General features: G+C 71.5%; 20 protein-coding genes, 1 tRNA gene and 1 pseudogene. 20 read left to right on the top strand and 2 right to left on the bottom strand.

Features of this window, described 5'->3' with window-relative positions; genetic code table 11:
- The first annotated feature begins 80 nt into the window (after nt 1-80).
- From rsmH to pyk, 19 genes are all read left to right on the top strand, one after another.
- A complete protein-coding gene (rsmH, locus tag AC5YDV_RS03020; RefSeq protein ID WP_496182118.1) occupies nt 81-1,037 on the top strand; it encodes a 16S rRNA (cytosine(1402)-N(4))-methyltransferase RsmH in 957 nt (318 codons plus the stop codon).
- The gene (gene ftsL, locus AC5YDV_RS03015; RefSeq protein WP_496182117.1) at nt 1,034-1,669 is read left to right on the top strand and encodes a cell division protein FtsL; all 636 of its coding nucleotides are present in this window, start codon (nt 1,034-1,036) and stop codon (nt 1,667-1,669) included. Before rsmH ends, ftsL begins: the two co-directional genes overlap by 4 nt.
- On the top strand, nt 1,666-3,591 hold the full coding sequence (locus AC5YDV_RS03010) for a peptidoglycan D,D-transpeptidase FtsI family protein (protein WP_496182116.1): 1,926 nt from the start codon (nt 1,666-1,668) through the stop codon (nt 3,589-3,591). The genes ftsL and AC5YDV_RS03010 overlap by 4 nt, the downstream gene beginning before the upstream one ends.
- An 11-nt stretch (nt 3,592-3,602) precedes the next feature.
- Nucleotides 3,603-5,090, top strand: coding sequence for a UDP-N-acetylmuramoyl-L-alanyl-D-glutamate--2,6-diaminopimelate ligase (locus tag AC5YDV_RS03005; RefSeq protein WP_496192328.1), 1,488 nt, complete (start codon nt 3,603-3,605; stop codon nt 5,088-5,090).
- A 10-nt stretch (nt 5,091-5,100) separates the two neighbouring features.
- Nucleotides 5,101-6,546 carry a UDP-N-acetylmuramoyl-tripeptide--D-alanyl-D-alanine ligase gene (locus tag AC5YDV_RS03000; protein WP_496182199.1) on the top strand — a complete coding sequence of 482 codons (1,446 nt, stop codon included), beginning with the start codon at nt 5,101-5,103 and terminating at the stop codon, nt 6,544-6,546.
- 2 nt (nt 6,547-6,548) lie between these two features.
- Nucleotides 6,549-7,613 carry a phospho-N-acetylmuramoyl-pentapeptide-transferase gene (gene mraY, locus AC5YDV_RS02995; RefSeq protein ID WP_496182198.1) on the top strand — a complete coding sequence of 355 codons (1,065 nt, stop codon included), beginning with the start codon at nt 6,549-6,551 and terminating at the stop codon, nt 7,611-7,613.
- On the top strand, nt 7,595-9,082 hold the full coding sequence (gene murD / locus AC5YDV_RS02990; protein ID WP_496182114.1) for a UDP-N-acetylmuramoyl-L-alanine--D-glutamate ligase: 1,488 nt from the start codon (nt 7,595-7,597) through the stop codon (nt 9,080-9,082). Before mraY ends, murD begins: the two co-directional genes overlap by 19 nt.
- An 11-nt stretch (nt 9,083-9,093) precedes the next feature.
- A complete protein-coding gene (ftsW, locus tag AC5YDV_RS02985) occupies nt 9,094-10,374 on the top strand; it encodes a putative lipid II flippase FtsW (RefSeq protein ID WP_496182113.1) in 1,281 nt (426 codons plus the stop codon).
- A gap of 10 nt (nt 10,375-10,384) precedes the next feature.
- Complete coding sequence (gene murG, locus AC5YDV_RS02980) at nt 10,385-11,500, top strand: undecaprenyldiphospho-muramoylpentapeptide beta-N-acetylglucosaminyltransferase (RefSeq protein WP_496182112.1); 1,116 nt, start codon at nt 10,385-10,387, stop codon at nt 11,498-11,500.
- Nucleotide 11,501: 1 nt separating this feature from the next.
- Nucleotides 11,502-12,920 carry a UDP-N-acetylmuramate--L-alanine ligase gene (gene murC, locus AC5YDV_RS02975; protein WP_496182111.1) on the top strand — a complete coding sequence of 473 codons (1,419 nt, stop codon included), beginning with the start codon at nt 11,502-11,504 and terminating at the stop codon, nt 12,918-12,920.
- Nucleotides 12,917-13,639: a cell division protein FtsQ/DivIB gene (locus tag AC5YDV_RS02970; RefSeq protein WP_496182110.1), complete on the top strand. Its 723-nt coding sequence runs from the start codon at nt 12,917-12,919 to the stop codon at nt 13,637-13,639. The genes murC and AC5YDV_RS02970 overlap by 4 nt, the downstream gene beginning before the upstream one ends.
- Before the next feature lie 205 nt (nt 13,640-13,844).
- Complete coding sequence (ftsZ, locus tag AC5YDV_RS02965; RefSeq protein ID WP_496182109.1) at nt 13,845-15,044, top strand: cell division protein FtsZ; 1,200 nt, start codon at nt 13,845-13,847, stop codon at nt 15,042-15,044.
- Between the two features lie 4 nt (nt 15,045-15,048).
- A complete protein-coding gene (locus AC5YDV_RS02960; protein ID WP_496182108.1) occupies nt 15,049-15,780 on the top strand; it encodes a purine nucleoside phosphorylase YfiH/LACC1 family protein in 732 nt (243 codons plus the stop codon).
- Nucleotides 15,781-15,872: 92 nt separating this feature from the next.
- Complete coding sequence (locus AC5YDV_RS02955; RefSeq protein ID WP_496182107.1) at nt 15,873-16,376, top strand: cell division protein SepF; 504 nt, start codon at nt 15,873-15,875, stop codon at nt 16,374-16,376.
- A gap of 154 nt (nt 16,377-16,530) precedes the next feature.
- Nucleotides 16,531-17,934, top strand: coding sequence for a DivIVA domain-containing protein (locus AC5YDV_RS02950; protein ID WP_496182106.1), 1,404 nt, complete (start codon nt 16,531-16,533; stop codon nt 17,932-17,934).
- A gap of 112 nt (nt 17,935-18,046) precedes the next feature.
- Nucleotides 18,047-18,463 carry a TraR/DksA family transcriptional regulator gene (locus tag AC5YDV_RS02945; RefSeq protein ID WP_496182105.1) on the top strand — a complete coding sequence of 139 codons (417 nt, stop codon included), beginning with the start codon at nt 18,047-18,049 and terminating at the stop codon, nt 18,461-18,463.
- The gene (gene lspA, locus AC5YDV_RS02940) at nt 18,427-19,029 is read left to right on the top strand and encodes a signal peptidase II (RefSeq protein WP_496182104.1); all 603 of its coding nucleotides are present in this window, start codon (nt 18,427-18,429) and stop codon (nt 19,027-19,029) included. Before AC5YDV_RS02945 ends, lspA begins: the two co-directional genes overlap by 37 nt.
- Nucleotides 19,026-19,940: an RluA family pseudouridine synthase gene (locus AC5YDV_RS02935; RefSeq protein ID WP_496182103.1), complete on the top strand. Its 915-nt coding sequence runs from the start codon at nt 19,026-19,028 to the stop codon at nt 19,938-19,940. The genes lspA and AC5YDV_RS02935 overlap by 4 nt, the downstream gene beginning before the upstream one ends.
- Nucleotides 19,941-20,049: 109 nt before the next feature.
- On the top strand, nt 20,050-21,483 hold the full coding sequence (pyk, locus tag AC5YDV_RS02930) for a pyruvate kinase (RefSeq protein WP_496182197.1): 1,434 nt from the start codon (nt 20,050-20,052) through the stop codon (nt 21,481-21,483).
- Nucleotides 21,484-21,488: 5 nt separating this feature from the next.
- Here pyk and AC5YDV_RS02925 read toward each other — a convergent pair.
- Nucleotides 21,489-21,571 (bottom strand) — tRNA-Leu (locus AC5YDV_RS02925).
- Between the two features lie 136 nt (nt 21,572-21,707).
- On the opposite strand from AC5YDV_RS02925, the pseudogene AC5YDV_RS02920 reads away from it, so the two are divergent.
- Nucleotides 21,708-22,316 (top strand): annotated as a pseudogene (locus AC5YDV_RS02920) (ANTAR domain-containing response regulator); the annotation flags it as partial.
- 72 nt (nt 22,317-22,388) lie between these two features.
- Here the strand turns inward: AC5YDV_RS02920 and AC5YDV_RS02915 are convergent.
- A complete protein-coding gene (locus AC5YDV_RS02915; protein WP_496182102.1) occupies nt 22,389-22,790 on the bottom strand; it encodes a PaaI family thioesterase in 402 nt (133 codons plus the stop codon).
- Nucleotides 22,791-22,793 lie beyond the last annotated feature (3 nt).

The raw sequence follows: 22,793 nt of genomic DNA, 5'->3' as shown, positions 1-22,793 counted from the left end.
CCCCTGACACCACTTCCCCGGTGCCAGGTGGCCCTCCCGGTTCGAAACCCCATCGTGGGGGAGCGACGAAGGAGGCGGACATGGCGCAGGCCACCCCGACGGGGCACGTGCCCGTCATGGCGGCGCGCATCGTCGAACTCCTCGCCCCCGCCCTCGAGTCGGGTGGCACGTACGTCGACTGCACCCTCGGACTCGGCGGTCACGCCCGCCTGGTCCTCGAGGCCTGCCCCCGGGCGCGCCTGGTCGGCATCGACCGCGACGCGGACGCACTGGCCATCGCCCGGGAGCGACTGTCCGAGTTCGGTGACCGCGTCAACCTCTACGAGGCCGTCTACGACGAGTTGCCGGACGTCCTGGCGGAGGACGGGACGCCGAAGGTCCAGGCGATCCTCGCCGACCTCGGCCTCTCCAGCCTCCAGATCGATCGCCGTGAGCGCGGCTTCGCCTACGCGGTGGACGCCCCGCTCGACATGCGCATGACGCCGGCGTCCGGCCCGACGGCCGCCGACGTGCTCAACACGTACGACGCGCGCGAGTTGGCCCGCATCCTGCGGACCTACGGGGAGGAGCGGTTCGCCGACCGCATCGCCCGGCGCATCGTCGCCGCCCGCGCCGAGGAGCCCTTCACCACCTCCGCGCGCCTCGTCCAGGTGCTGACGGACGCCATCCCCGCGGCCACGCGCGCCACCGGCGGCCACCCCGCCAAGAGGACGTTCCAAGCGCTCCGCATCGAGGTCAACCGAGAACTCGAGGCGCTCGAAGGGCTCATCCCCGCGGCGTTGGAGGCGCTCGCCCCGCGCGGACGCTTCGCGGTGCTCTCGTACCACTCGCTGGAGGACCGCCTCGTCAAGCAGGCCTTCGCCGCCGCCACGACCGACACCGCACCCCGGGGCCTCCCCGTCGTGCCGGCCGAGCACCGGGCCAAATTCCGGCTGCTCACCCGCGGCGCCGAACGTCCCACCGCCGACGAGGAGGCGGAGAACCCCCGCGCGGCGTCCGCCCGGCTGCGCGCGACCGAACGATTGGAGGCACCGTGACCGCTTGGCAAACCATCCGCGAGGCACCGCGACGCCTCGGCGAGGCGGCGGGGCAGGTCCGTCCGCAGTTGCGTTCCATCACGAGTCCTCCGCGACGCATGTCGTCGGCCACGTTCGCCATGCTCGTCGTCGGACTGTTCGTCAGCGGCATGGTGGGCATGTTGTTGCTCACCACCGTGCTGCAGGACCAGGCCTTCGCGGTGCAGAAGGCGCAACGCGAGGCGAGTGAGCTGAGCTATCGGGCGTCCGACCTGGAGTCCCAGCTCAACCGCGCGGAGGCGCCGGCGGCGCTCGCTCGGGAGGCCGCCGCGCTCGGCATGGTCCCGAACCCGCACGCGGTCTTCATCGACCTCGGCACGGGCGAGGTCCGGGGCATTCCGACACCCGCCACGGGCAACGAGATCCCGTCGCTGACGCGCCGGATGGACACCGCGGTCGGGGACGCCCCCGAGGCGAGCGTGGCGCCCGCGGCGTCCGGCACCGCTCCGGAGGCCGCCGCCCCTGTGGAGGCCGCGCCGGCGACCCCCGGCCCCGAGGCCACCGCCCCCGAGGCCGCCGCCCCTGAGGCGGCCGAGCCAGCCGCGCAGCTCGCCGCGGAGCCCGCCCCGCTGACACCCGAAGTCGCCCCATGAGCGCGCCGTCCGGCCGCGGGCCGTCCAGGCGTGGGACGGGTGGCCGCGGCTCGTCCGTGCGGCGTTCGCGTCGACGGACCCGACGCATCCCGCTCGCGTCCTCGGCGTTCCGGCTGCGCGTCCTGATCATCACCGTCGCGGTGCTGTTCTCGGTCGTGGGGGCGCGCGCGTTCCAGATCCAGGTGGTCAGCGCGGACGCCATGGCCGCCGAGGCCGCCGACAAGATGACCGTCGGCCGCGACGTGCCCGCCGAGCGCGGCACCATCACCGGACGCGATGGGCAGGTGCTCGCCCAGACCGAGGCCACGGTCAACGTCATCGCAGATCCCTCGATGATCGCCACCAACGGCAAGGAGCCGGAGGCGATGCGCGAGGCGGACCGCATCAAGGGCGAGGTCGCGCCCGCCGAGATGGCGCAGATCATCTCCGCGCACACCGGTGTCCCCGCCGACGAGATCGAGCAGAAGCTGCGCCGCACCACCACGACGAACTCCGCGGGCGAGACCGTCCCGGTGAAATACGCCCAACTCGCCAAGCAGGTGCCGTCGAGCACGTGGGTCCGGCTGAACGCCGCCCTCAACGAGGTCGTCCGCGACGAGGACGGGAGGGTCGTCCGTGGCGGGTACGTGGGGGTGTTCCGCGAGTCGAACCCCCGTCGCATCTACCCGATGGGCACGGTCGCGAGCAACATCGTCGGCTTCATGAGTGAGGGCAAGGGCCGCTCGGGCCTGGAGATGGCGCAGGAGGAGTCGCTGGCCGGTGTCATGGGTCGGGAGCAGTTCGAGACCTCGCCCAACGGGAAGATCCCGCTGGGCAACCAGACGTTGAAGCCCGCCGTCGACGGCCAGGACTACCAGCTCACCATCGATCCCGACCTGCAGTGGATGGTCGAGAAGCGCCTCGCCGAGCGGGTCGACGAGGTGTCGGGCAACTGGGGTGTCGCGGTGGTCATGGACGTCGAGACCGGCGAGTTGCTGTCTCTGGCGAACTACCCGTCCTACGACTCCAACGACCCGGGCGAGGCCAGGCCGGGCGACACCGGCAACCGCGCGATCTCCGCGGTGTACGAGCCCGGCTCGGTGCAGAAGGTCCTCACCATCGCGTCCCTGCTGGACGCAGGGGTGACGACGCCCGACAAGACCTATCGCATCGGGCCGACCATCAAGGTCGGCGAGCACGAGGTCAAGGACGCCTTCCGGCACGGTGACATCGACATCACGACGCGGGGCATCCTGGTGAAGTCGTCCAACGTCGGCGCGATCACCGCGGCGCGCGACCTCGAGCCCGAGCAGTTGCGCGACTACCTGGCGGGCTTCGGGCTCGGCCAGAAGGCCGGCCTCGGACTGCCGGGCGAGTCGGCGGGCAACCTGCCCGGCGCGGACATGCCCCAGTTCCAGGCCGACTCGATGTCCTACGGCTACGGCGTCTCCATGACGGCCGTCCAGATGGCCGCGGCGGTCGCGGCGGTCGCGAACAACGGTGTGTACACGACCCCGACGGTCATCAAGGCGAGCGGGCCGCACAACGGGACCCTGACCCCGGTCGACCCGCCCGTCACGCGCCGGGTCGTCTCGGAGGAGGCCGCTCGCCAGACGGTCGAGATGATGGAGCAGCGCACCCTCGACAGCGAGGCCCAGCTCTCCATCCCGGGCTACCGCGCCGGGTCCAAGACCGGCACCGCGCGCCTGACCGCGGCCACGGGCGGCTACGCCGGCCAGGTCGCCTCCATCGTGGGGGTGGCGCCGGTCGAGGATCCGCAGATCCTCGTCTACGTCCTCATCGCCCGTCCAGACACGATGGGTGCGGGCCTCGGCATGGCCGGACCGGTCTACCGTGATGTCATGTCGCTGGCACTGCCCCGTTATGGTGTGCAGCCCAGCAACGACACCAAGCAGGCCAAGCTCCCCCTCTTCAAGGAATGATGCGACCGGTGATGTGCGACCCCGTCCTGCGGCCCGAGGCCGCGCCCGGAGTGCCCCTGGCCCGCTTGGTGCCAGGGGCGTCCGGCGTCCTGCGGGGGGTGGCGCTCGACTCACGCCGGGTCCGGCCCGGCGACCTGTACGTCGGCCTTCCCGGCGCGAGCACACACGGGGCCCGCTTCGCCGCGCAGGCCGCCTCAGCCGGGGCGCTGGCCGTCCTGACGGACGCCGCGGGCTCGGCCCTGGCCGCCGACGCCGGCCTCCCGATCATCACCGTCGACGAGCCGCGCCGGGCCATGGCGGAACTCGCGGCCGACGCCTATGGCCGCCCCGGCGACGCCGTGGACCTGTTCGGCATCACCGGAACCAACGGCAAGACGTCCACCGTCTTCCTGCTCGAGGCGGCGCTGACCGCCCTGGGTCGCCGGGTCGCCACCGTGGGGACCATCGGCTTCCGCGTGGCCGGACGCCCCCTGCCGACCAGTCGCACCACCATCACCACCCCGGAGGCACCCGACCTGCAGGCCCTGCTCGCGGTCATGCGGGAGGCCGGTGCCGACACGATCGCCATGGAGGTGAGCAGCCACGCCCTCGCGCTGCACCGCGTCGAGGCGCTCACCTTCGACGCGGCCGCCTTCACGATGTTCGGTCAGGACCACCTGGAGTTCCACCACACGCTCGAGGACTACTTCGCGGCCAAGACCCAGCTCTTCCTCGGCGGGCGGACCAGGCACGCCGTCATCAACACCGCGGACGCGTGGGGCGCACGCCTCGCCGACCTCGTCCGGGCGGACGGGTCGGCCGCCCTCACCACGACCCGCGCGCCGGACGCCGACCTGCGCGTCGTCGGCTCCGAGCCGCTGCCCGAGGGAGGAGCGTCCGTTGAGCTGGCGCACCCCGGCGGCACGACCCGGTTCACGCTGTCGATGCTCGGCGACTTCAACGTCGCCAACGCCGTGACGGCCCTGGGGTTGGTCCACGCCGCCGGCCTGCCGGTGGCGGACGCCGCGGCCGGGCTCGCCGACGCGCAGGTGCCCGGGCGCATGCAGCGCGTCGACCTGGGCCCGGACGCCCCGCACGCCGTCGTGGACTTCGCCCACACGCCGCAGGCGGTGGCCGCCGCGCTGGCCGCGTTGCCGCGCACCGGTCGTCGCATCGCCGTCCTCGGGGCCGGCGGGGACCGGGACACCACCAAGCGGGTCCCGATGGGCCGGGCCGCCGCCGAGGCGTCCGACATCGTGGTGGTGACGGACGACAACCCGCGCAGCGAGGAGCCCGCCGCGATCCGCGCCGCCGTGCTCGCGGGCGCGCGTGAGGTCGGCGGCACCGAGGTCGTGGACGGCGGGGACCGGCGATCCGCCATCGCCACCGCGCTGCGCCTGGCCCGTCCCGGGGACTGGGTCGCCGTCCTCGGCAAGGGACACGAGACCGGCCAGGACGTCGCCGGCACCATCAGTCCGTTCGACGACGTCGCGGTGATCCGCGAGATCTGGGGGAATTGACGTGGAACCGATCACGCTCACGGACCTGGCCGCGGCCGCGGGGGGACGTCTCGTGCGGGCGTCCGACCCCGGGACGCTCGTGGGGCCGGACGTCGTCATCGACTCCCGGCTGGTGTCGCCGGGTTCGCTCTTCGTGGCCTTCGCGGGGGACCGGGTGGACGGACACGACTTCGTGGCGGCTGCGGCGTCCGCCGGTGCGGGTGCCGCGCTGGTCACGCGTGAGGTGGACGCCGACCTGCCGCAGGTGGTCGTGGACGAGTCGGTCGAAAGCCTCTCCCGGCTCGCCCGGACCATCGTCGACGCGGCGGCCGCACGCGGGCTCGTGGTCGTCGGGGTGACCGGGTCGTCCGGGAAGACCTCGACCAAGGACCTCATCGCGCAGGTGCTGTCCGCGTCCGGGCCGACGGTCGGGCCGCCCGGGTCGTTCAACAACGAGATCGGCGCGCCGCTGACCGCGTGCCGCGTGGACGCCGGGACCGCCTTCCTCGTCAGCGAGATGGGGGCGCGCGGCATCGGCCACATCCGCCACCTGACCGAGATCACCCCGCCCGCCATCGGAGCCGTGCTGAACGTGGGGCACGCCCACGTCGGGGAGTTCGGCTCGGTCGAGGGCACCGCCCGCGCCAAGGGGGAGCTCGTCGAGGCGCTGGACGCCGACGGCTGGGCCGTCCTGAACGCCGACGACCCGCTGGTCTCCGCGATGTCCGCCCGGACGCCCGCCCGCATCGCGGCGTTCAGCCTGGCGGGGGAGCCCGGGGACGTCGGGGGCCGGACGGCCGAACTCCGCGTGTGGGCCGAGGACATCACCGCCGACGAACTGCAGCGGTTCTCGTTCGTGCTGCGCGCGTCGCGCGCTGGGGCCGACACCGACCTCCGGGCGCCGGTCACCCTCCGCGTCCTCGGCCGCCACAACGTGGCCAATGCGCTCGCCGCGGCGGCGGTCGGCCTCGCCGCCGGCCTCGAGCTGGACGCCGTGGCCACGGCCCTCAGCGCCGCCACGTCGCTGTCCCGCTGGCGCATGGAACTCACGACGCGGGCCGACGGCCTCGCGATCCTCAACGACTCCTACAACGCCAACCCCGACTCGACGGCGGCCGCCCTGCGCAGCCTCGCCGGCATGCGCCGTGCCGGTGGACGCCTCGTGGCGGCGCTGGGCGACATGCTCGAACTCGGCGACACCGCGATCGACGCCCACCGCGAGGTGGGGGAGCTGGCCGCCGAGCTCGGCATCGACGAGGTGCTGACGATCGGCGAGTTTGGCAACCGGACACTGGAGGGAGTTGCCGCGCGCGGCGGTCACGGCCAGTATCAGGAGAGCAAGGACCAACTCATCGCCTCCCTGCGCGCTCTGCTCGGCCCACGCGACGTGGTGCTGGTGAAGGCGTCCCGAGGCTTGGCACTGGACACCGTGGCTGCCGCCCTGGCGGCGCAGGACGAAGGAGACGCGCACCCGTGATCATGATGCTGCTGGCCGGGGCGCTCGGCCTGCTGGGCACGCTGGTGGGTACGCGCCTGGCCATCCACGTCCTCGTCAGCAAGGGGTACGGGCAGTACGTCCGCGACGACGGCCCGAAGGAACACCTCAAGAAGGCGGGCACCCCGACGATGGGGGGCATCGCCATCATCCTGTCGGTCCTGCTGGCGTACGCCCTCGCCCACCTGATCCTGTGGCGTCCGCCCACGGCGTCCGGCCTGCTGCTGCTGGGCCTGTTCACGGCCCTGGGCTTCGTGGGTTTCCTGGACGACTGGCTCAAGATCTCCCGGGCCCGCAGCCTGGGCCTCAACAGCCGGGCCAAGCTGATCCTCCAGACGATCATCGCCATCGCGTTCGGCTGGGCGATCTTCCAGTTCCCCAACCAGCGGGGGCTCACGCCCGGTTCGACGTTCGTGTCCTTCCTGCGGGACATCCCGTGGCTGGACCTCGGCCCCTGGTTGGGCCTGGCCTGGGTGGTGTTCATCATCGCGGCCCTCTCCAACGGCGTGAACCTGTCCGACGGGCTCGACGGCCTGGCCACCGGCCTGAGCACGATGGTGTTCGCCGCGTACGCGCTGGTGAACCTGTGGCAGTACAGCCAGTGGTGCGCACGCCTCTCCACGGCGGGACCGCAGTGCTACGACGTGCGCGACCCCAACGACCTCGCGGCCATCTCGATGGCGCTGGCGGGCGCGTGCTTCGGCTTCCTGTGGTGGAACGCCTCCCCGGCGAAGATCTTCATGGGTGACTCCGGGTCGCTCGCGCTCGGCGGCGCCGTGGCCGGTCTCGCCATCCTCACCCGCACCGAACTCCTCGTCACCATCCTCGGCGGCATGTTCGTCGTGATCACCCTGTCGGTGATCCTGCAGGTGGGCTACTTCAAGGTGACCAAGGGCAAGCGCCTGTTCAAGATGGCGCCCCTGCACCACCACTTCGAACTGGTGGGTTGGGCCGAGCAGACGGTGGTCGTCCGCTTCTGGATCATCTGCGGCCTTCTCGTCGCCCTGGGCACGGGTATCTTCTACGCCGAGTGGGTGAGCGCCCAGTGAGCCTCGACTGGATGCCCACGGCCGACCGCCTGTCCCCCTGGGGGGAGGCCACCGTCGTGGTGGCCGGCCTCGGGACGTCCGGGTACGCCGCCGCCGACGGACTCATGGCACTGGGTGCCGGCCGCATCGTCGTCCTCGACGAGGCCGACACGGACGCCAACCGCGAAAAGGCGGACCTGCTGCGCGCCCTCGATGTCGAGGTCACCCTCGGCGCGGGGGCCACGGCGACGCTGCCCGAGGGCGTCGACCTGGTCGTCACCTCGCCCGGCTGGCGACCGATCGCGCCGCTGCTGGCCCAGGCCGCCGAGCGGGGCGTCCCGATCTGGGGCGAGGTCGAGCTGGCGTGGCGCATGATGCAGCCCGATCGGGTCGTCCCGTGGCTCGGGGTCACCGGCACCAACGGCAAGACCACGACCACGAACATGCTGGAGGCGATCCTGCTCGCCGCCGGGCTGAAGACGTCCGCGGTCGGCAACGTGGGGCGTCCGATCATCGAGGCGATCCTCGACGAGGTGGAGTACGACGTGCTGGCGGTCGAGCTGTCCAGCTTCCAGTTGCACTGGACCGAGTCCGTGGCGCTCCACTCGGCGGCGGTGCTGAACCTGCACGCCGACCACCTCGAGTGGTACGCCCACGAGGACGACCCCTACGCGGCGTACGCCGCGGACAAGGCCAAGATCTACGAGCGGGTCACGCACTCCTGCGTCTACAACGCCGCCGACCCGGCCACCGAGCGCATGGTGGAGGAGGCGGACGTGGCCGAGGGGGCCCGTGCGATCGGGTTCCGCCTCGAGATCCCCGCGCCGTCGATGCTCGGTGTCGTGGACGACCTGATCGTCGACCGCGCCTTCATCGAGCAGCGCCGCGACTCGGCGATGCCGCTGGCCGAGCTGACGGACGTCCGCCCGTTCGCGCCCCACAACGTGGAGAACGCCCTGGCGGCGGCGGCGCTCGCCCGCAGCTTCGGCGTCCCGCCCCAGGCGGTGGCCCAGGGCCTGCGCGACCTCGAGATCGGCGACCATCGCATCCAGACCGTCGCCCAGGCCGGTGGGATCACCTGGGTGGACGACTCCAAGGCGACGAACCCGCACGCGGCGGCGTCCTCGATGCGGGCGTTCGACTCGATCGTCTGGATCGCCGGCGGGCAGGCCAAGGGGACGAGCTTCGACGACCTCGTCACCACCTACGGTCCCAAGCTCAAGGGCGCGGTCCTGCTCGGCGTCGACCGCGTGGTCATCGCTGAGGCGCTGGCCCGACACGCGCCCGACGTCCCCGTGATCGTCATCGACTCGGGCGAGACTGGAGCCATGGCCGAGGCCGTGGCGGCCGCGGCGGGCCTGGCTTCCCCGGGCGACACGGTCCTGATGGCGCCCGGATGTGCCAGCAAGGACATGTGGTCGGGGTACGACGCCCGTGGACGCGACTTCACCGACGCGGCCCGACGCATGGCCGGCCGGCGGCAGGAGTAAGGAGGACGATCGTGGCGACCCTGACCCCCACCAGGCCAGCCCGACCGTCCGGACGCCGGCGTGACCAACGCCAGACCTCACTGGTCGACACCGCCTCGGGCTGGCTGAGCCATCCGATGGCGGACACCTACCTGGTGCTCGTCCCGACCATGATCCTGGTCATCCTCGGCGTGCTCATGGTCTGGTCAGCCTCGACCGTCTTCGCGTACCGGCAGTTCGACGACGCCTACTACTTCATGCAGCGCCACCTGGTGTTCCTCGCGTTCTCGGTCGTCGTCGGGTGGATCGCCTCGCGCGTCCCCACCGAGAAGCTGCGGTCGTGGGCCTGGGTGATCTACCTCGGCGCCGGCCTGTTGCTCGTCCTCACGTTCACGCCCCTCGGCTACGGCGTGGGCGGCAACAAGAACTGGCTGAACTTCGGTGGCCCGGGGCAGATGCTGCGCCTGCAACCGGCCGAACTCGCCAAGATCGCCCTCATCGTGTGGGGCAGCGCCCTGCTGGCGAACAAGCGCAAGCTCCTGGATCAGCCCAAGCACCTGCTGGTCCCGTACCTGCCGTTGTCCCTGGTGATGATCGGGCTCGTCGTCATGCAGCGCGACCTCGGCACGGCGATGATCATGGGCGCGATGGTGCTGGCCATCCTGTGGTGCGTCGGGGCGCCCCTGCGCGTGCTCTTCGCGCTGGTGATGTCGGTCGGGGCCTCCGTCGCGGTGCTCGTCGCGATGAACCAGTCCCGGGTCGCGCGCATCCTCGGCTTCCTCGACCCGACCGCCGACCCGACGGGCATCAACCACCAGCCGTTGCAGGCGCTCTACGGCCTGGCCACCGGGGGGTGGCTCGGCGTCGGGCTGGGGCGGAGCCGACAGAAGTGGGGGAGCCTCTCGGAGGCGCACACCGACTACGTGCTCGCGATCATCGGCGAGGAGCTCGGCGTCTTCGGCACCCTGCTGGTCCTCGTGCTCTTCGTGGTCCTCGCGTGGGGTGGCGTCCGCATCGCGCTGCGGAGTTCCACCTTCTTCAACCGGCTGCTGGCGTCCGGCATCACCACTTGGCTGGCGCTGCAGGCGCTGGTCAACGTGATGGTCGTGCTGCGCCTCGTCCCCGTGCTGGGTGTGCCGCTGCCTTTCCTCTCCTATGGTGGATCCGCGCTGCTCGCCAACGTGAGCGCCGTCGGCATCCTCATCGCGTGTGCCCGTGAGGAGCCGGCCGCCACGACGTGGCTGGCCAAGCGCGCCAAGGCCAAGGGGCCTCGGCGCCGCATCTCGGCGGTCCTCCCGGGTCGCCGTCCGTAGAAGGAGACCCATGGTTCCGTCCGGTTCGACCCTGTCGATCGTCCTGGCCGGCGGTGGCACCGCTGGGCACACGTCCCCGCTGATCGCCACCGCCGAGCGCCTGCGCGAGCAGGCCCCGGGGGTCCGGCTCACGGCGGTGGGCACGGCCAAGGGCCTGGAGACGCGGGTGATCCCCGCCGCGGGCCTCGACCTGCGGCTGATCCCGCCGGTGCCCCTGCCCCGGAAGCTCACCCCCGAGCTGGTCGCCGTGCCCGGACGCCTCGCCGGCGCCGTCCAACAGGCCATGCTCATCCTCAAGGAACTCGACGCGGACGCCGTGGTCGGCTTCGGCGGGTACGTGTCGCTTCCGGTCTACCTCGCGGCGCTGGTCCGCCGCGTCCCCGTGGTCCTGCACGAGCAGAACGCCGTGCCGGGGCTGGCCAACAAGATCGCCGCGGCGTTCGCCCGCGTCGTGGCGGTGTCGTTCCCGAACACGCCGCTGCGCGGGGCGCGCTATGTCGGGCTCCCGGTGCGGGCCGCCATCGCCGACCTCGACCGGAACGCGGCGCGCGAGCGGGCCCGCGCCGACCTCGGGTTCGAGACCGATCGCCCGTTGTTGCTCGTCTCGGGGGGTTCGCAGGGCGCGGTCGCGATCAACAACGCCACCGAGGCCGCCCGCGACCAACTCCTCGCGACCGGCATCGACGTGCTGCACGTCCTGGGACCGAAGAACCTCACCGACGCCCACCGCGTCGTCACCCACCCGGTCACGGGTGCGCGCTACGTGCCGGTCGGCTACGTGGACGCCATGGAGCAGGCCTACGCCGCCGCGGACCTGATGGTCGGCCGCTCGGGTGCCGGCACCGTCGTCGAGACCGCGACCGTCGGCCTGCCCGTGGTGTTCGTCCCCCTGCCGCACGGCAACGGGGAGCAGGCCCGCAACGCCGACTTCATCATCGAGGCCGGCGCCGGGGTGCTCGTCCCCAACGCCGAGCTGGACGGCCCGCGCCTGCTCGCCGAGGCGCTCCCGCTGCTGACCGATCCGGAGCGCCTGGCCGCCATGCGCGGCAAGCTCGCCGGGCTGGTGCCGGCCGACGCGGCCGCCGACCTGGCGCGGATCGTCCTCGACATCGCGCGGGAGGGCTGAGATGGGCCTGGTGGAACCGGTCGAACTCGTGCCGGCGGCCGAGGTCGGGCCCGTGCACTTCATCGCCATCGGCGGAGCCGGTATGAGTGGCATCGCGCAGGCCTACGCCGACCTCGGCGTGTCCGTCTCCGGCTCCGACCGGGACGACTCGGACGCCCTGGCCAAACTCGCCGCCTCCGGCGTCCGGACCCACGTGGGCCATGCCGCCGACCAGCTCGGCGACGCCCGGACGGTCGTGGTCTCCTCGGCGATCAAGCCCGGGAACCCCGAGCTCGACGAGGCCCACCGCCGCGGCCTGCGCGTGTGGCACCGTTCCGCGGCCCTGGGCGCCCTCATGCTCGGACGCCGCGGCGTCGCCATCACGGGCACGCACGGCAAGACCACGACCACGGGCATGGTCGCCACCATGCTGACCGCCGTCGGCGCCGACCCGGGCTACGTCATCGGCTCGCCCTTGGCCGCCACGGGGGAGAGCGCCGCGCTCGGCACCGGCGAGGCGTTCGTGGTCGAGGCCGACGAGTCGGACGGCTCCTTCCTGCAGTACCCCGCGCAGGTGGTGGTGATCACCAACATCGAGGTCGACCACCTCGACAACTGGGGGACGCCCGCCGCGTACGTCGACGGCTTCGTCCGTCTGGGTGGGGCCGACGCGGTCGAGGTGGTCATCATGACCGCCGACGAGCGCACGTCGCGCGAGGTCGCGGCCGTCCTGCGGGACCGCGGCAAGACCGTCGTCACCTACGGCGAGGCCCCGGACGCCGACATCCGGCTCACCGGTCTCGAACTCACCCCCGACACGACCGCCGCGACGCTGACCGCGGACGGCGACACCGGACGCCTCGCCCTGGCGGTCCCCGGACGGTTCAACCTGCACAACGCCGCGGCCGCCTACGCGGTGGGCCGCACCTTCGGGCTGGCGGGCCCTGCCCTCCGTGCAGCGCTCGGGGAGTTCACCGGAACGCGGCGGCGCTTCGAGGCGAAGGGGGAGGCGCACGGCGTCCGCGTGTTCGACGACTACGCCCACCACCCGACCGAGGTGGCGGCGGTGCTGCGAGCGGCGCGGCCCCGCGTGGCGGACGGGGGACGCCTGGTCGCCTGCTTCCAGCCGCACCTGTTCAGCCGTACGCGGGACTTCCTCGACGAGTTCGCCGCCGCGCTGACCCTGGCCGACGTGATCGTGGTCGCCGGGATCTATCCCGCCCGCGAGCTCGCCGAGGACTTCCCGGGCGTCACCGCGTCCGCTCTCTCCGAGCGGGTCCGGTCGCTGGGGCGCGACGTGACGGTGGTGGAGGACCTCGTGGACGTCGCCCCTGCGCTCGACGGCCTCGTCCGCTCCGGCGACCTCGTCCTCACGATCGGCGCCGGCAGTGTCACCGCGGTGGGCCCCGACCTCGTCTCCCGCCTGCGGGAGCGCGGGTGACCGAACCGCTGGTCGACGTCACCGGGGCCCGACGACGTCGGGCCCGCGCACGCCTGCGCCGGCGCCTCCAGGTGGGTGGGGCGGTGGTCGGCGTGCTGGCGCTCGTCGGCGGCGCGCTGTGGGTGGTGTTCGGCTCCTCGCTGCTGGCGGCGCAGGAGGTTCGCGTCACCGGGACCGCCATCCTGACCCCCGACCAGGTGGTCCGGGCAGCGGCGATCCCGCTGGGCGGTCCGCTGGCGCAGGTGGACATTGCCGGGGCGGAGCAGCGACTGCGGGACGCCCTGCCGGCCGTGGCGTCCGCGCGGGTGGTGCGTGCCTGGCCGAACACCGTGGAGGTCGAGGTGACCGAGGCGACACCGCGCGTCGTGATCCCCCTTCCGGGCACCTGGGTGTGGGTGTCCGGCGACGGCCGTTCCTTCCACGCGACGCCCGAGCGTCCCCCCGGCATCCCGGAGGCCCAGGGCGACCTGGCGGACGCGGACGTGCTCCAGACCGTGGTGCGGGTCGCGGACGAGTTGCCCCCCGAGGTGGCCGCCCAGACCACGGCGATCCGAGCCGGGTCGGTGGACTCCGTCGTGCTCGTGCTCACCGAGGGACGGCACGTCGTCTGGGGCAGTGCCGAGGACGGCGCCCTCAAGGCGGACGTCCTGGTCCCGCTGTTGAAGGTGAGGGCGTCCGAGTACGACGTGTCCGCACCCACCCATCCGACGACGCGCTGAGTCGAACCCTCGAGGGTTCGGGCCCAACTCTCAACCCGAGGTTGAGGGGCTCGCCGGGCAAGAGGGGGGTGATGGATCATGACCTTGTCGACTGCATAATCTGGACGCCAGCCCCGGTGCCTGCGTCGTTTGCCTTCCCACTCGGAACGCCGAGGTGGGGGCTGCAAGACCTTTGGCAACGCTCCAGACAGAACGGGTACCGAACGTGGCTAATGCATCCCAGAATTACCTGGCGATCATCAAGGTCGTCGGCGTCGGCGGCGGCGGGGTCAACGCCGTCAATCGGATGATCGAGGCCGGCCTGCGTGGCGTGGAGTTCGTCGCCGTGAACACCGACGCCCAGGCCCTGCTGATGAGCGATGCGGACGTGAAGCTCGACATCGGCCGCGACCTGACGCGCGGCCTGGGTGCCGGCGCCGACCCTGACAAGGGGCGCCAAGCGGCCGAGGACCACTCCGACGAGATCGAGGAGGTCCTCAAGGGGGCCGACATGGTCTTCGTCACCGCGGGCGAGGGCGGTGGAACCGGCACCGGCGGTGCGCCCGTCGTGGCGCGCATCGCCCGCTCGCTCGGCGCACTGACGATCGGCGTCGTGACCCGCCCGTTCTCCTTCGAGGGTCGACGTCGCTCGAACCAGGCCGAGGACGGCATCACGAAGCTCCGCGAAGAGGTCGACACGCTCATCGTGATCCCCAACGACAAGTTGCTGGAGATGACCGACCACCACGTGGCGATCCTGGATGCCTTCAAGCAGGCCGACCAGGTGCTGATGCAGGGCGTGTCGGGCATCACCGACCTCATCACCACGCCAGGCCTGATCAACCTCGACTTCGCCGACGTCAAGGCGGTCATGAGCAACGCCGGCTCGGCGCTCATGGGCATCGGCTCGGCCCGTGGCGAGGATCGCGCCCGCGCGGCGGCCGAGATGGCCGTCAGCTCCCCGCTGCTCGAGGCGTCCATCGACGGCGCCCACGGCGTCCTGCTGTCGATCGCCGGTGGCTCGGACCTGGGCCTCTTCGAGGTCTCGGCCGCGGCCAACCTCATCGAGGAGGCCGCCCACGAGGACGCCAACATCATCTTCGGCACGGTCATCGACGACGCGCTCGGCGACGAGGTGCGGGTCACGGTCATCGCGGCCGGGTTCGACGGGGGCTCGCCGCCCCGCCGCCAGCCCGGCATCACGCGCCAGCCCGACCTGCGCAAGACCCAGCAACCGGCGACCCAGCAGCCTGCGACCCAGCAGCCGGGGGCCCAGCGCCAGCCCGAGCCGCAGTACCGCCAGGCTGAGCCGCAGCAGCGCCAGGAGGTGCCGGTGCAGCCGCCGGTCCACCAGCAGCACCGGCCGGCCCACCGTCCCGAGCCCATCGACGACGACGAGCTCGACGTCCCTGACTTCTTGAAGTAGGCCGATGTTCGTCCACCGCCGTGACCCTGACGCCCACCTCGGCGTCGGGGTCGCGTTCACCTCGGCCGACCTCGACCTGGGCGATCGCCAGGACCCGGCCGCGCGCGCCGCGGCCTACGCCCGCCTGTCGGACGCGCTGGGCGTCCCGGTCGCCATCGCCGCCCAGGTGCACGGCACGAACGTCCTGAGGGTCGGTGAGGTGGGCACGACGTCGGGTCTCATCGACCTCACGGGCCACCGGGCCGACGCCCTGGTCACGCGCGAGGCCGGCGTGGCGGTGGCCGTCCGTGTCGCGGACTGCGTGCCGCTGTGCATCGCCGCGGTGGACGCCTCGGCCGTGGCCGCCGTGCACGCCGGGCGTCGAGGCCTGCTGGACGGCGTCATCCCGTCCGCCGTCACCGCGTTGCGTGAGCTGACGGACGCCGACCTCGTGGCGTGGATCGGCCCGCACGTGTGCGGCACGTGCTACGAGGTGCCCCACGAGATGGCGGTGGACGCCTCCCGGCGCCTGGGCGTGCCCGTCCCCGTCACCCGGTGGGGGACCGAGGGGATCGACCTGGGCGCAGCCACGCGTCTCCAGTTGGAGGATCTCGGGGTGAGGATCACGGACGTGTCGGAGTGCACCCTGGAGGACGGCCACCTGCACTCCCATCGCCGCGACGCGGACACGGCCGGCCGCATGGTGGGCCTGGTCTGGATCGCGCCGGCTGAGAACGCTGGTCGGGCAGGGGTGTGATGCCCGCCCCGTCGCTCCTGACATGGGCGTGCCGCCCCGGACCCGGCGGGTCCCCGCGCTAATGTTGTCCCGATCCCTGAACGGAGGAACCCATGGCCGAAGGTTTCAAGAAGGCCGCCGTCTGGCTGGGGCTCATGTCGGACGCTCCCTACACCGACGAGGAGCGTGACGACGAGCTCACCGAAGCTGTGCAGCCGATGCGTGACGACCGTCGCGAGCGGCGCGACGACCGCCGCGAGGAACGCGCGGTCGCAGCGCAGGACGCCAGCGTCACGGCCCTGGAGCCACGCAGGCCGGCCCCGGTGCCACGCACCGCGGACCTGAGCCGCATCGTGACCGTCCATCCACGGACGTACAACGAGGCCCGCACCATCGGCGAGCACTTCCGTGACGGTGTCCCCGTGATCATGAACCTGTCCGACATGGAGGACGCCGACGCCAAGCGCCTGGTGGACTTCGCCGCCGGACTGATCTTCGGCCTCCACGGCACGATCGAGCGCGTGACGAGCAAGGTCTTCCTGCTCTCGCCGGCGGACGTCAACGTGACCGCAGAGGACAAGGAGCGCATCGCAGGAGGCTTCTTCAACCAGAGTTGATCGCGCCGACAAGGCGCGCAGGGGGCCCGCGGAACTTTCACCGGTTCTGCGGGCTTCTTGGCGCAGGGAAAGCGGGTGGACTACCCTGAGGGTTCGGGTGCCCTTGGGCATGCGACTGTTCTGATGTCCCCTGTCCATCACGTGAGGTGAACCGATGACCTTGACCATCGAGCAGGTGCGCGACACGCGTTTCCACCTGGCCCGGCGCAACGGCTACGACCCGCAGGACGTCGACACCTTCGTCGACAAGGTCGAGACGACGCTCATCGCGCTGGCCGAGGAGAACGCGACCCTGCAGCAGCAGGTGGCGACGCTGTCGTCCGGTGGCTCCCAGGGGGACGACGAGCTGCGTGCCCGCCTGGAGAAGCGCGATGGTGAGGTGGAGTCCCTGCGTCGTGAGTTGCAGGAGGCCCGGGCCCAGTTGCAGGGCAAGGACGAGCAGCTGCGGTCGGCCGCTGAGGGCCGGGACGCGAGTGCCCGCGAACTCATCGAGGGCAAGGATGCCGAGCTCCGCGCCAAGGACGACGCCCTGCGGGCGAAAGACGAGGAACTGCGGCAACTGAACGAAGCCCTCCGTGGCAAGGAGGAGGAACTCGGTCGCAAGAACGAGGAAGTCCAGCACCTCAACCAGTCCCTGGCCGGTGGCGGGGACGAGGCGCAGCACCTCCGTTGGGAGCTGGAGCAGCGCCAGAACGAGATCAACGGCCTCCGCGGCGAGCTCGATGACCTGCGCCAGCAGCTGGCCCAGCGCGACGACGAGCTCAACGGCCTCCGCGGTGAGGTCGAGTCCCTGCGCAAGGCCGCCGAGGCCCCCGCTCCCGTCGCCTTCGCCGCAGGCGAGGGTGCCCAGGAAATCGTTGTCAGGACCGCCGCCGAGGCCTCCCCGGCCGTCACCCGTCTCCTGCAGATGGCGACCGAGCAGGCCGAGCGTCTCGTCTTCGAGGCGCAGGAGGAGGCGCGGCGACTCACCGCCGACGCCGGCGCCGAGGCCGAGCGGGTCACCACCGAGGCCAACGCCAACGCCGAGCGCGTCACCACCGAGGCGAACGCCTTCGCCGAGCGGGTGACCACCGAGGCCCAGCAGAACGCCGAGCGCGTCAACGCCGAGGCTGAACAGTCGGCGCGCCAGATCGTCGCGGATGCCCAGGGCCGGAGCGAGCAGCTCACGAACGAGGCCCGCACGACGGCCGAGAAGGTCACCAACGAGGCCAACGCGACGGCCGAGAAGGTCACGAACGACGCCAACGCGCACGCCGAGTGGGTGACCTCGGAGGCGACCGCTCGGGCTGAGCAGGTCGACAAGGATGCCGTGGCGCGGCGGGCTGAGCTGTTCAGCGCGCTCGAGGCCGAGCGCGATGTCCTGACGAAGCGCGTCGACCACCTGCGGGCCTTCGAGGGCAAGTTCCGCGAGACCTTCCTGAACGACCTCGAGCGTCAGATCGAAGCCCTGCGGTCCGGCAAGTTCGCTCCGGAGCACCTCCCGGACCTGCTGCGCGAGGGCGTCCGCGGCACGTCGGCCACCCCGCGCCTGGACGCGTTGCTGAACAAGGACCTCTGAGCGAAGCACCGGTCGCGGCCTGTGGCCGCGACCGGAATCTTCGCCCATTTCCTCTTCCTGGTCCCTGTGGTGGTACTGTCTGCGCTCACGATCACCTGAAGGGGGTGGCAACATGGCCAAGACCGCCGATGGCGACGTCAGCGTTCCCGTCCTCGAGGGCGAGGATCCGTGGACGGCTGAAGAGCTCGCCGAGGTCCGCGAGGACCTGGTCCTCGACATCCAGCGCATGCAGCGCGCCATCCAGACCGCGGAAAAGGGTCTGGAGAGGCTGTTCGACGACGGCACCGAGGGGGCCGGTCGTGATCCCGCCGATGTGGGCTCCACGAACTTCGAGCGGGACCAGGAGATGTCGCTGGTCCAGAATGCGCGCGACCTCCTCGACCAGGCCACCAACGCGCTGCGGTTGTTCGACGCCGGTCAGTACGGCTGGTGCGAGGTCTGCGGGCAGCCCATCGGCAAGGACCGCCTCATGGTCTTCCCGCGCGCGACGATGTGCGTGAGCTGCAAGCAGCGGGAGGAGCGGCGCTGAACGTCCCGTCACCCCGGGGTGTCCTGTCGGCTCGCGCCGCCGGGGCCCTGGCGCTGTCCATCGGCGTGGTGGGGTTCGGCATCGACCTGCTCACCAAGGAGTTGGCCCTCGCGTACCTCGACCCGACCGACCCGCCGGTGCTCCTCGGCGGGCTGCTCCGCCTCCAACTGATCCGGAACCCCGGCGCTGCCTTCAGCATGGGGGAGGACTTCACGGTCGTCCTCACGCTCGTGGCGATCACGGCCCTGGTCCTGGTGCTCGCGTGGCTGGTGCCGCGGACGCGGCACGTGGGCTGGGCGGTCGGGCTCGGCCTGCTGCTGGCCGGCATCCTGGGCAACCTCACCGACCGGCTCACGCGCCCCCCGGCGCCGCTGCACGGTCACGTGATCGACTTCCTGCAGGTGCCGAACTTCGCGATCTTCAACGTCGCCGACATGTGCATCACGTTCGCCGCGATCACCATCATCTGGCTCGTGGTGATCACGCAGGTCGACCTGGCCGGCGCCTCCACCAAGGAGTCGAAGGACCCGGACGAGCTGCCCACCCGGGCCCCGGGCGACGCGTGAGCGTCCACCTCGTTCCGGACGGGCTGGCCGGCGAGCGCGTGGACGCCGCCGCCTCCCGCATGACCGGCATCAGTCGCACCCGCTTGGCCGAGCTGCTCACCGACGGGCTCGTGCGGCTCAATGGGCAGGTGGTCTCCAAGTCGGCCCGCGTGTCCGGCGGGGACATGTTGGAGTTGGAGATCCCCGCCCCCCGGGTGGCCACGGTCACCCCGCGCGAGGTCGAGGGCATCCGCATCGTCCACGACGACGCCCACATCGTCGTGATCGACAAGCCGGCCGGCGTCGCGGCGCACCCGTCGCTGGGCTGGGACGGGCCGGACGTGGTGTCGCACCTCGCCGCCGCCGGCTTCCGCATCTCGACGTCGGGCGCGCCGGAGCGCCAGGGCATCGTCCAGCGGCTGGACGTGGGAACGTCGGGCCTCATGGTCATCGCCAAGAGCGAGCCCGCCTACACCGCGCTCAAGCGGGCCTTCCGCGAGCGGGAGGTCTCGAAGATCTACCACGCGCTCGTCCAGGGGCACCCGGACCCCTTCACCGGCACGGTGGACGCGCCCATCGGGCGTCACCCCGGGCACGACTGGAAGATGGCCATCGTCGACGGTGGGCGCCACTCGATCACCCACTACGACACCATCGAGGCGTTCCGCTCGACCACCCTCCTCCAGGTGCACCTGGAGACGGGGCGCACGCACCAGATCCGGGTGCACATGGCGGCGCTGCGCCACCCCTGCGTCGGCGACCCGCTGTACGGCTCCGACCCGGCGCTCTCAGCCCGTCTCGGGCTCGACCGGCAGTGGCTGCACGCCGTCGAACTCGGGCTCGAGCACCCCGCCACGGGAGACTGGGTCGTGTTCACCTCGGAGTACCCCGAGGACCTCGCCCGGGCACTGGATCTCGCCGCGGCGATGTGAGCTCCACGGGACCCGGCCCGCGATCCCCACCCGGTTGCCAGCGATTGCCAACGGATGTCACCCACGGGAAATGTCGAGGAAACGGCCGTGCGCTAGTGTCGGCCGCGTGGTGAACCTGAAGAACGATGGACTGCCCGCACGCCGCGCGAAGATCGTGTGCACGCTCGGCCCCGCGACCGACACCTTCGAGGCTGTCATGGAGCTGGTGGAAGCCGGAATGAACGTCGCGCGGCTCAACATGAGCCACGGCGACCACGAGACCCACCTGCGCCGGCTGAACGCCGTGCGCCAGGCCGCGCAGGCGGCGGGACGGCCCATCGGTGTCTTCGCCGACCTCCAGGGCCCCAAGATCCGTCTGGGCAAGTTCGCGAACGGTTCCGAGGTCATCGAGGTGGGTGACCGCTTCACCATCACCACGGAGGACGTGTTGGGCACCAAGGAGCGTGCCGGTACGACCCTCCACACGCTCACCGACGACGTGACCCCGGGCGACCAGATCCTCATCAACGACGGCGCCATCGAACTGCGCGCCCTCGAGGTCAACGACACCGATGTCGTCACGGAGGTGGTCGTCGGGGGCAAGGTCAGTGACCACAAGGGCATCAACCTGCCCGGCGTCGCGGTCTCCGTCCCCGCCCTGACAGAGAAGGACGCCGAGGACCTGCGCTGGGCGCTGACCAACGGTGTCGACTTCGTCGCCCTGTCGTTCGTCCGCAACGCCACCGACATCAACGACGTGCACGCGATCATGGACGAGTTCGGCAAGCGCCTGCCGGTCATCGCCAAGATCGAGAAGCCGCAGGCCGTCGAGAACCTGCAGGACATCGTCATGGCCTTCGACGCGATCATGGTGGCCCGCGGTGATCTCGGTGTCGAGCTGCCGCTGGAGGACGTCCCGGGCGTCCAGAAGCGCATCATCACGGCGGCGCGCCTCGTCGCGAAGCCCGTGATCGTCGCGACCCAGATGCTCGAGTCGATGATCTCCGCCCCGCGCCCGACGCGCGCCGAGGCGTCCGACGTCGCCAACGCGATCCTCGACGGCGCGGATGCCGTCATGCTGTCCGGTGAGACCGCGGTCGGCGACTGGCCGATCGTGACCGTCGACACGATGGGCCGGATCGTCCGCAAGATCGAGTCGCTGGGCATCGACAAGATCGCCCCGATCGACTGGGATCCGCACACCACGTCCGGCATCATCGCCAAGGCCGCGGTGGAGGTGGCCGAGCGCGTCGGCGCGAAGTACCTCGTCGCCTTCACCAAGACCGGCGACACGGCCATGCGCCTGACCCGCCTGCGTTCCTCGATCCCGGTGTGCACGTTCAGCCCCAACATCGAGACGGCCCAGCGGATGACGCTCGCGTGGGGCATCAAGGCCTTCACCACGCCGGAGTTCCTCTCCATCGACTCGATGGTCGACGCGGTACAGAACTCGCTGTTGGGCACGGGCCTGGTCGAGAGCGGCGACAGAATCGTCATCGTCGCGGGCAACCCGCGGCACTCCGCCGGCAAGACCAACTCGCTGCGGGTCGCCCAGATCCCCTGATCCGGTACCGGGAAGGGGATTCGAACCCCTACGGGCTTGCGCCCAGACGGGTTTGAGCCGTCCGCGTATACCATTCCGCCACCCCGGCGCGTGAAGCGCGTGAAACATAGTGCCACAAATGGGCGCGGAGGGTGCACACGGCCCATGGTGTGTGGACGTACGAGGTGTAGTGTTCCGATCCGAACGGACGAGAACATGACGACGAAGATGGCGACAAGGAAGTGGTGATCCCCGTGAGTGGCAAGGTGTCCCCGAACGATCGTCCGCGAGTTCTCGTGGCCGAGGACGAGGCGCTCATCCGACTCGACCTGGTCGAGCTGCTGACGGGCGAGGGCTACGACGTGGTCGGCGAGGCGGGTGACGGTGAGGAGGCCCTCCGGCTGGCCCGTGAGCTTGAGCCCGACCTCGTGGTCATGGACGTCAAGATGCCGAAGATGGACGGCATCACCGCGGCCACCGCGATCGCGGAGGACCGCATCGCCCCCGTCGTCATGCTGACGGCGTTCAGCCAGCGCGAGTTGGTCGACCGGGCCCGGGACGCCGGCGCCATGGCCTACGTCGTCAAGCCGTTCGACGCCTCCGACGTGGTGCCCGCGATCGAACTCGCCATGGCACGCTTCGCCGAGATCCGCCAACTGGACGACGAGGTCGCCGACCTCGAGGAGCGGCTGGCCTCCCGCAAGGCCGTCGACCAGGCCAAGGGCCTGCTGCAGGAGGGGCTGGGCCTGTCCGAGGCCGAGGCGTTCCGGTGGATCCAGAAGACGGCCATGGACCTGCGCAAGTCGATGCGCGAGGTCGCCGAGGGCGTCATCGACCACAGCAAGGCCGGCAAGGGGCCCAAGGGCGACAAGAAGCCGAAGAAGGCCAAGAAGGTCGAGCTGGACGAGGAGTTGGACGAGGCCTGATCAGGTCTTCGCCCTGCGCAGGGCACACGTGACGCGGGCGGTGCAGATGCGCCGCCCGTCCTCGTCGGTGATCACGACCTCCCAGGTGCCGAGTGTGCCGCCGATGCGGATCGCGCGCGCCTCGCCGGTGATCCAGCCGTGGCGGGCCGACTCGTGGTGGGTGGCGTTGAGCTCGATGCCGAACGCCGCCCCGTTCGGCCCCGCGGCCGCCACCGCGGCCAGGGACGCCAGCGACTCCGCCAGCACGCAGGAGGCGCCGCCGTGCAGCACGCCGTAGGGCTGGGTGTTGCCCTCCACCGGCATGCGGCCGCGGGCCAACTCGGGGCTCAACTCCAGCAGTTCGATGCCCATGCGCGCGTTGAGGCCCTGGTCGGAGATCGCCTGCCACTCACTCAGCTCCATGCG

The organism is Propioniciclava sp. LT432, from assembly GCF_059515965.1.
This window is presented reverse-complemented; position numbering and strand designations above follow the sequence as displayed.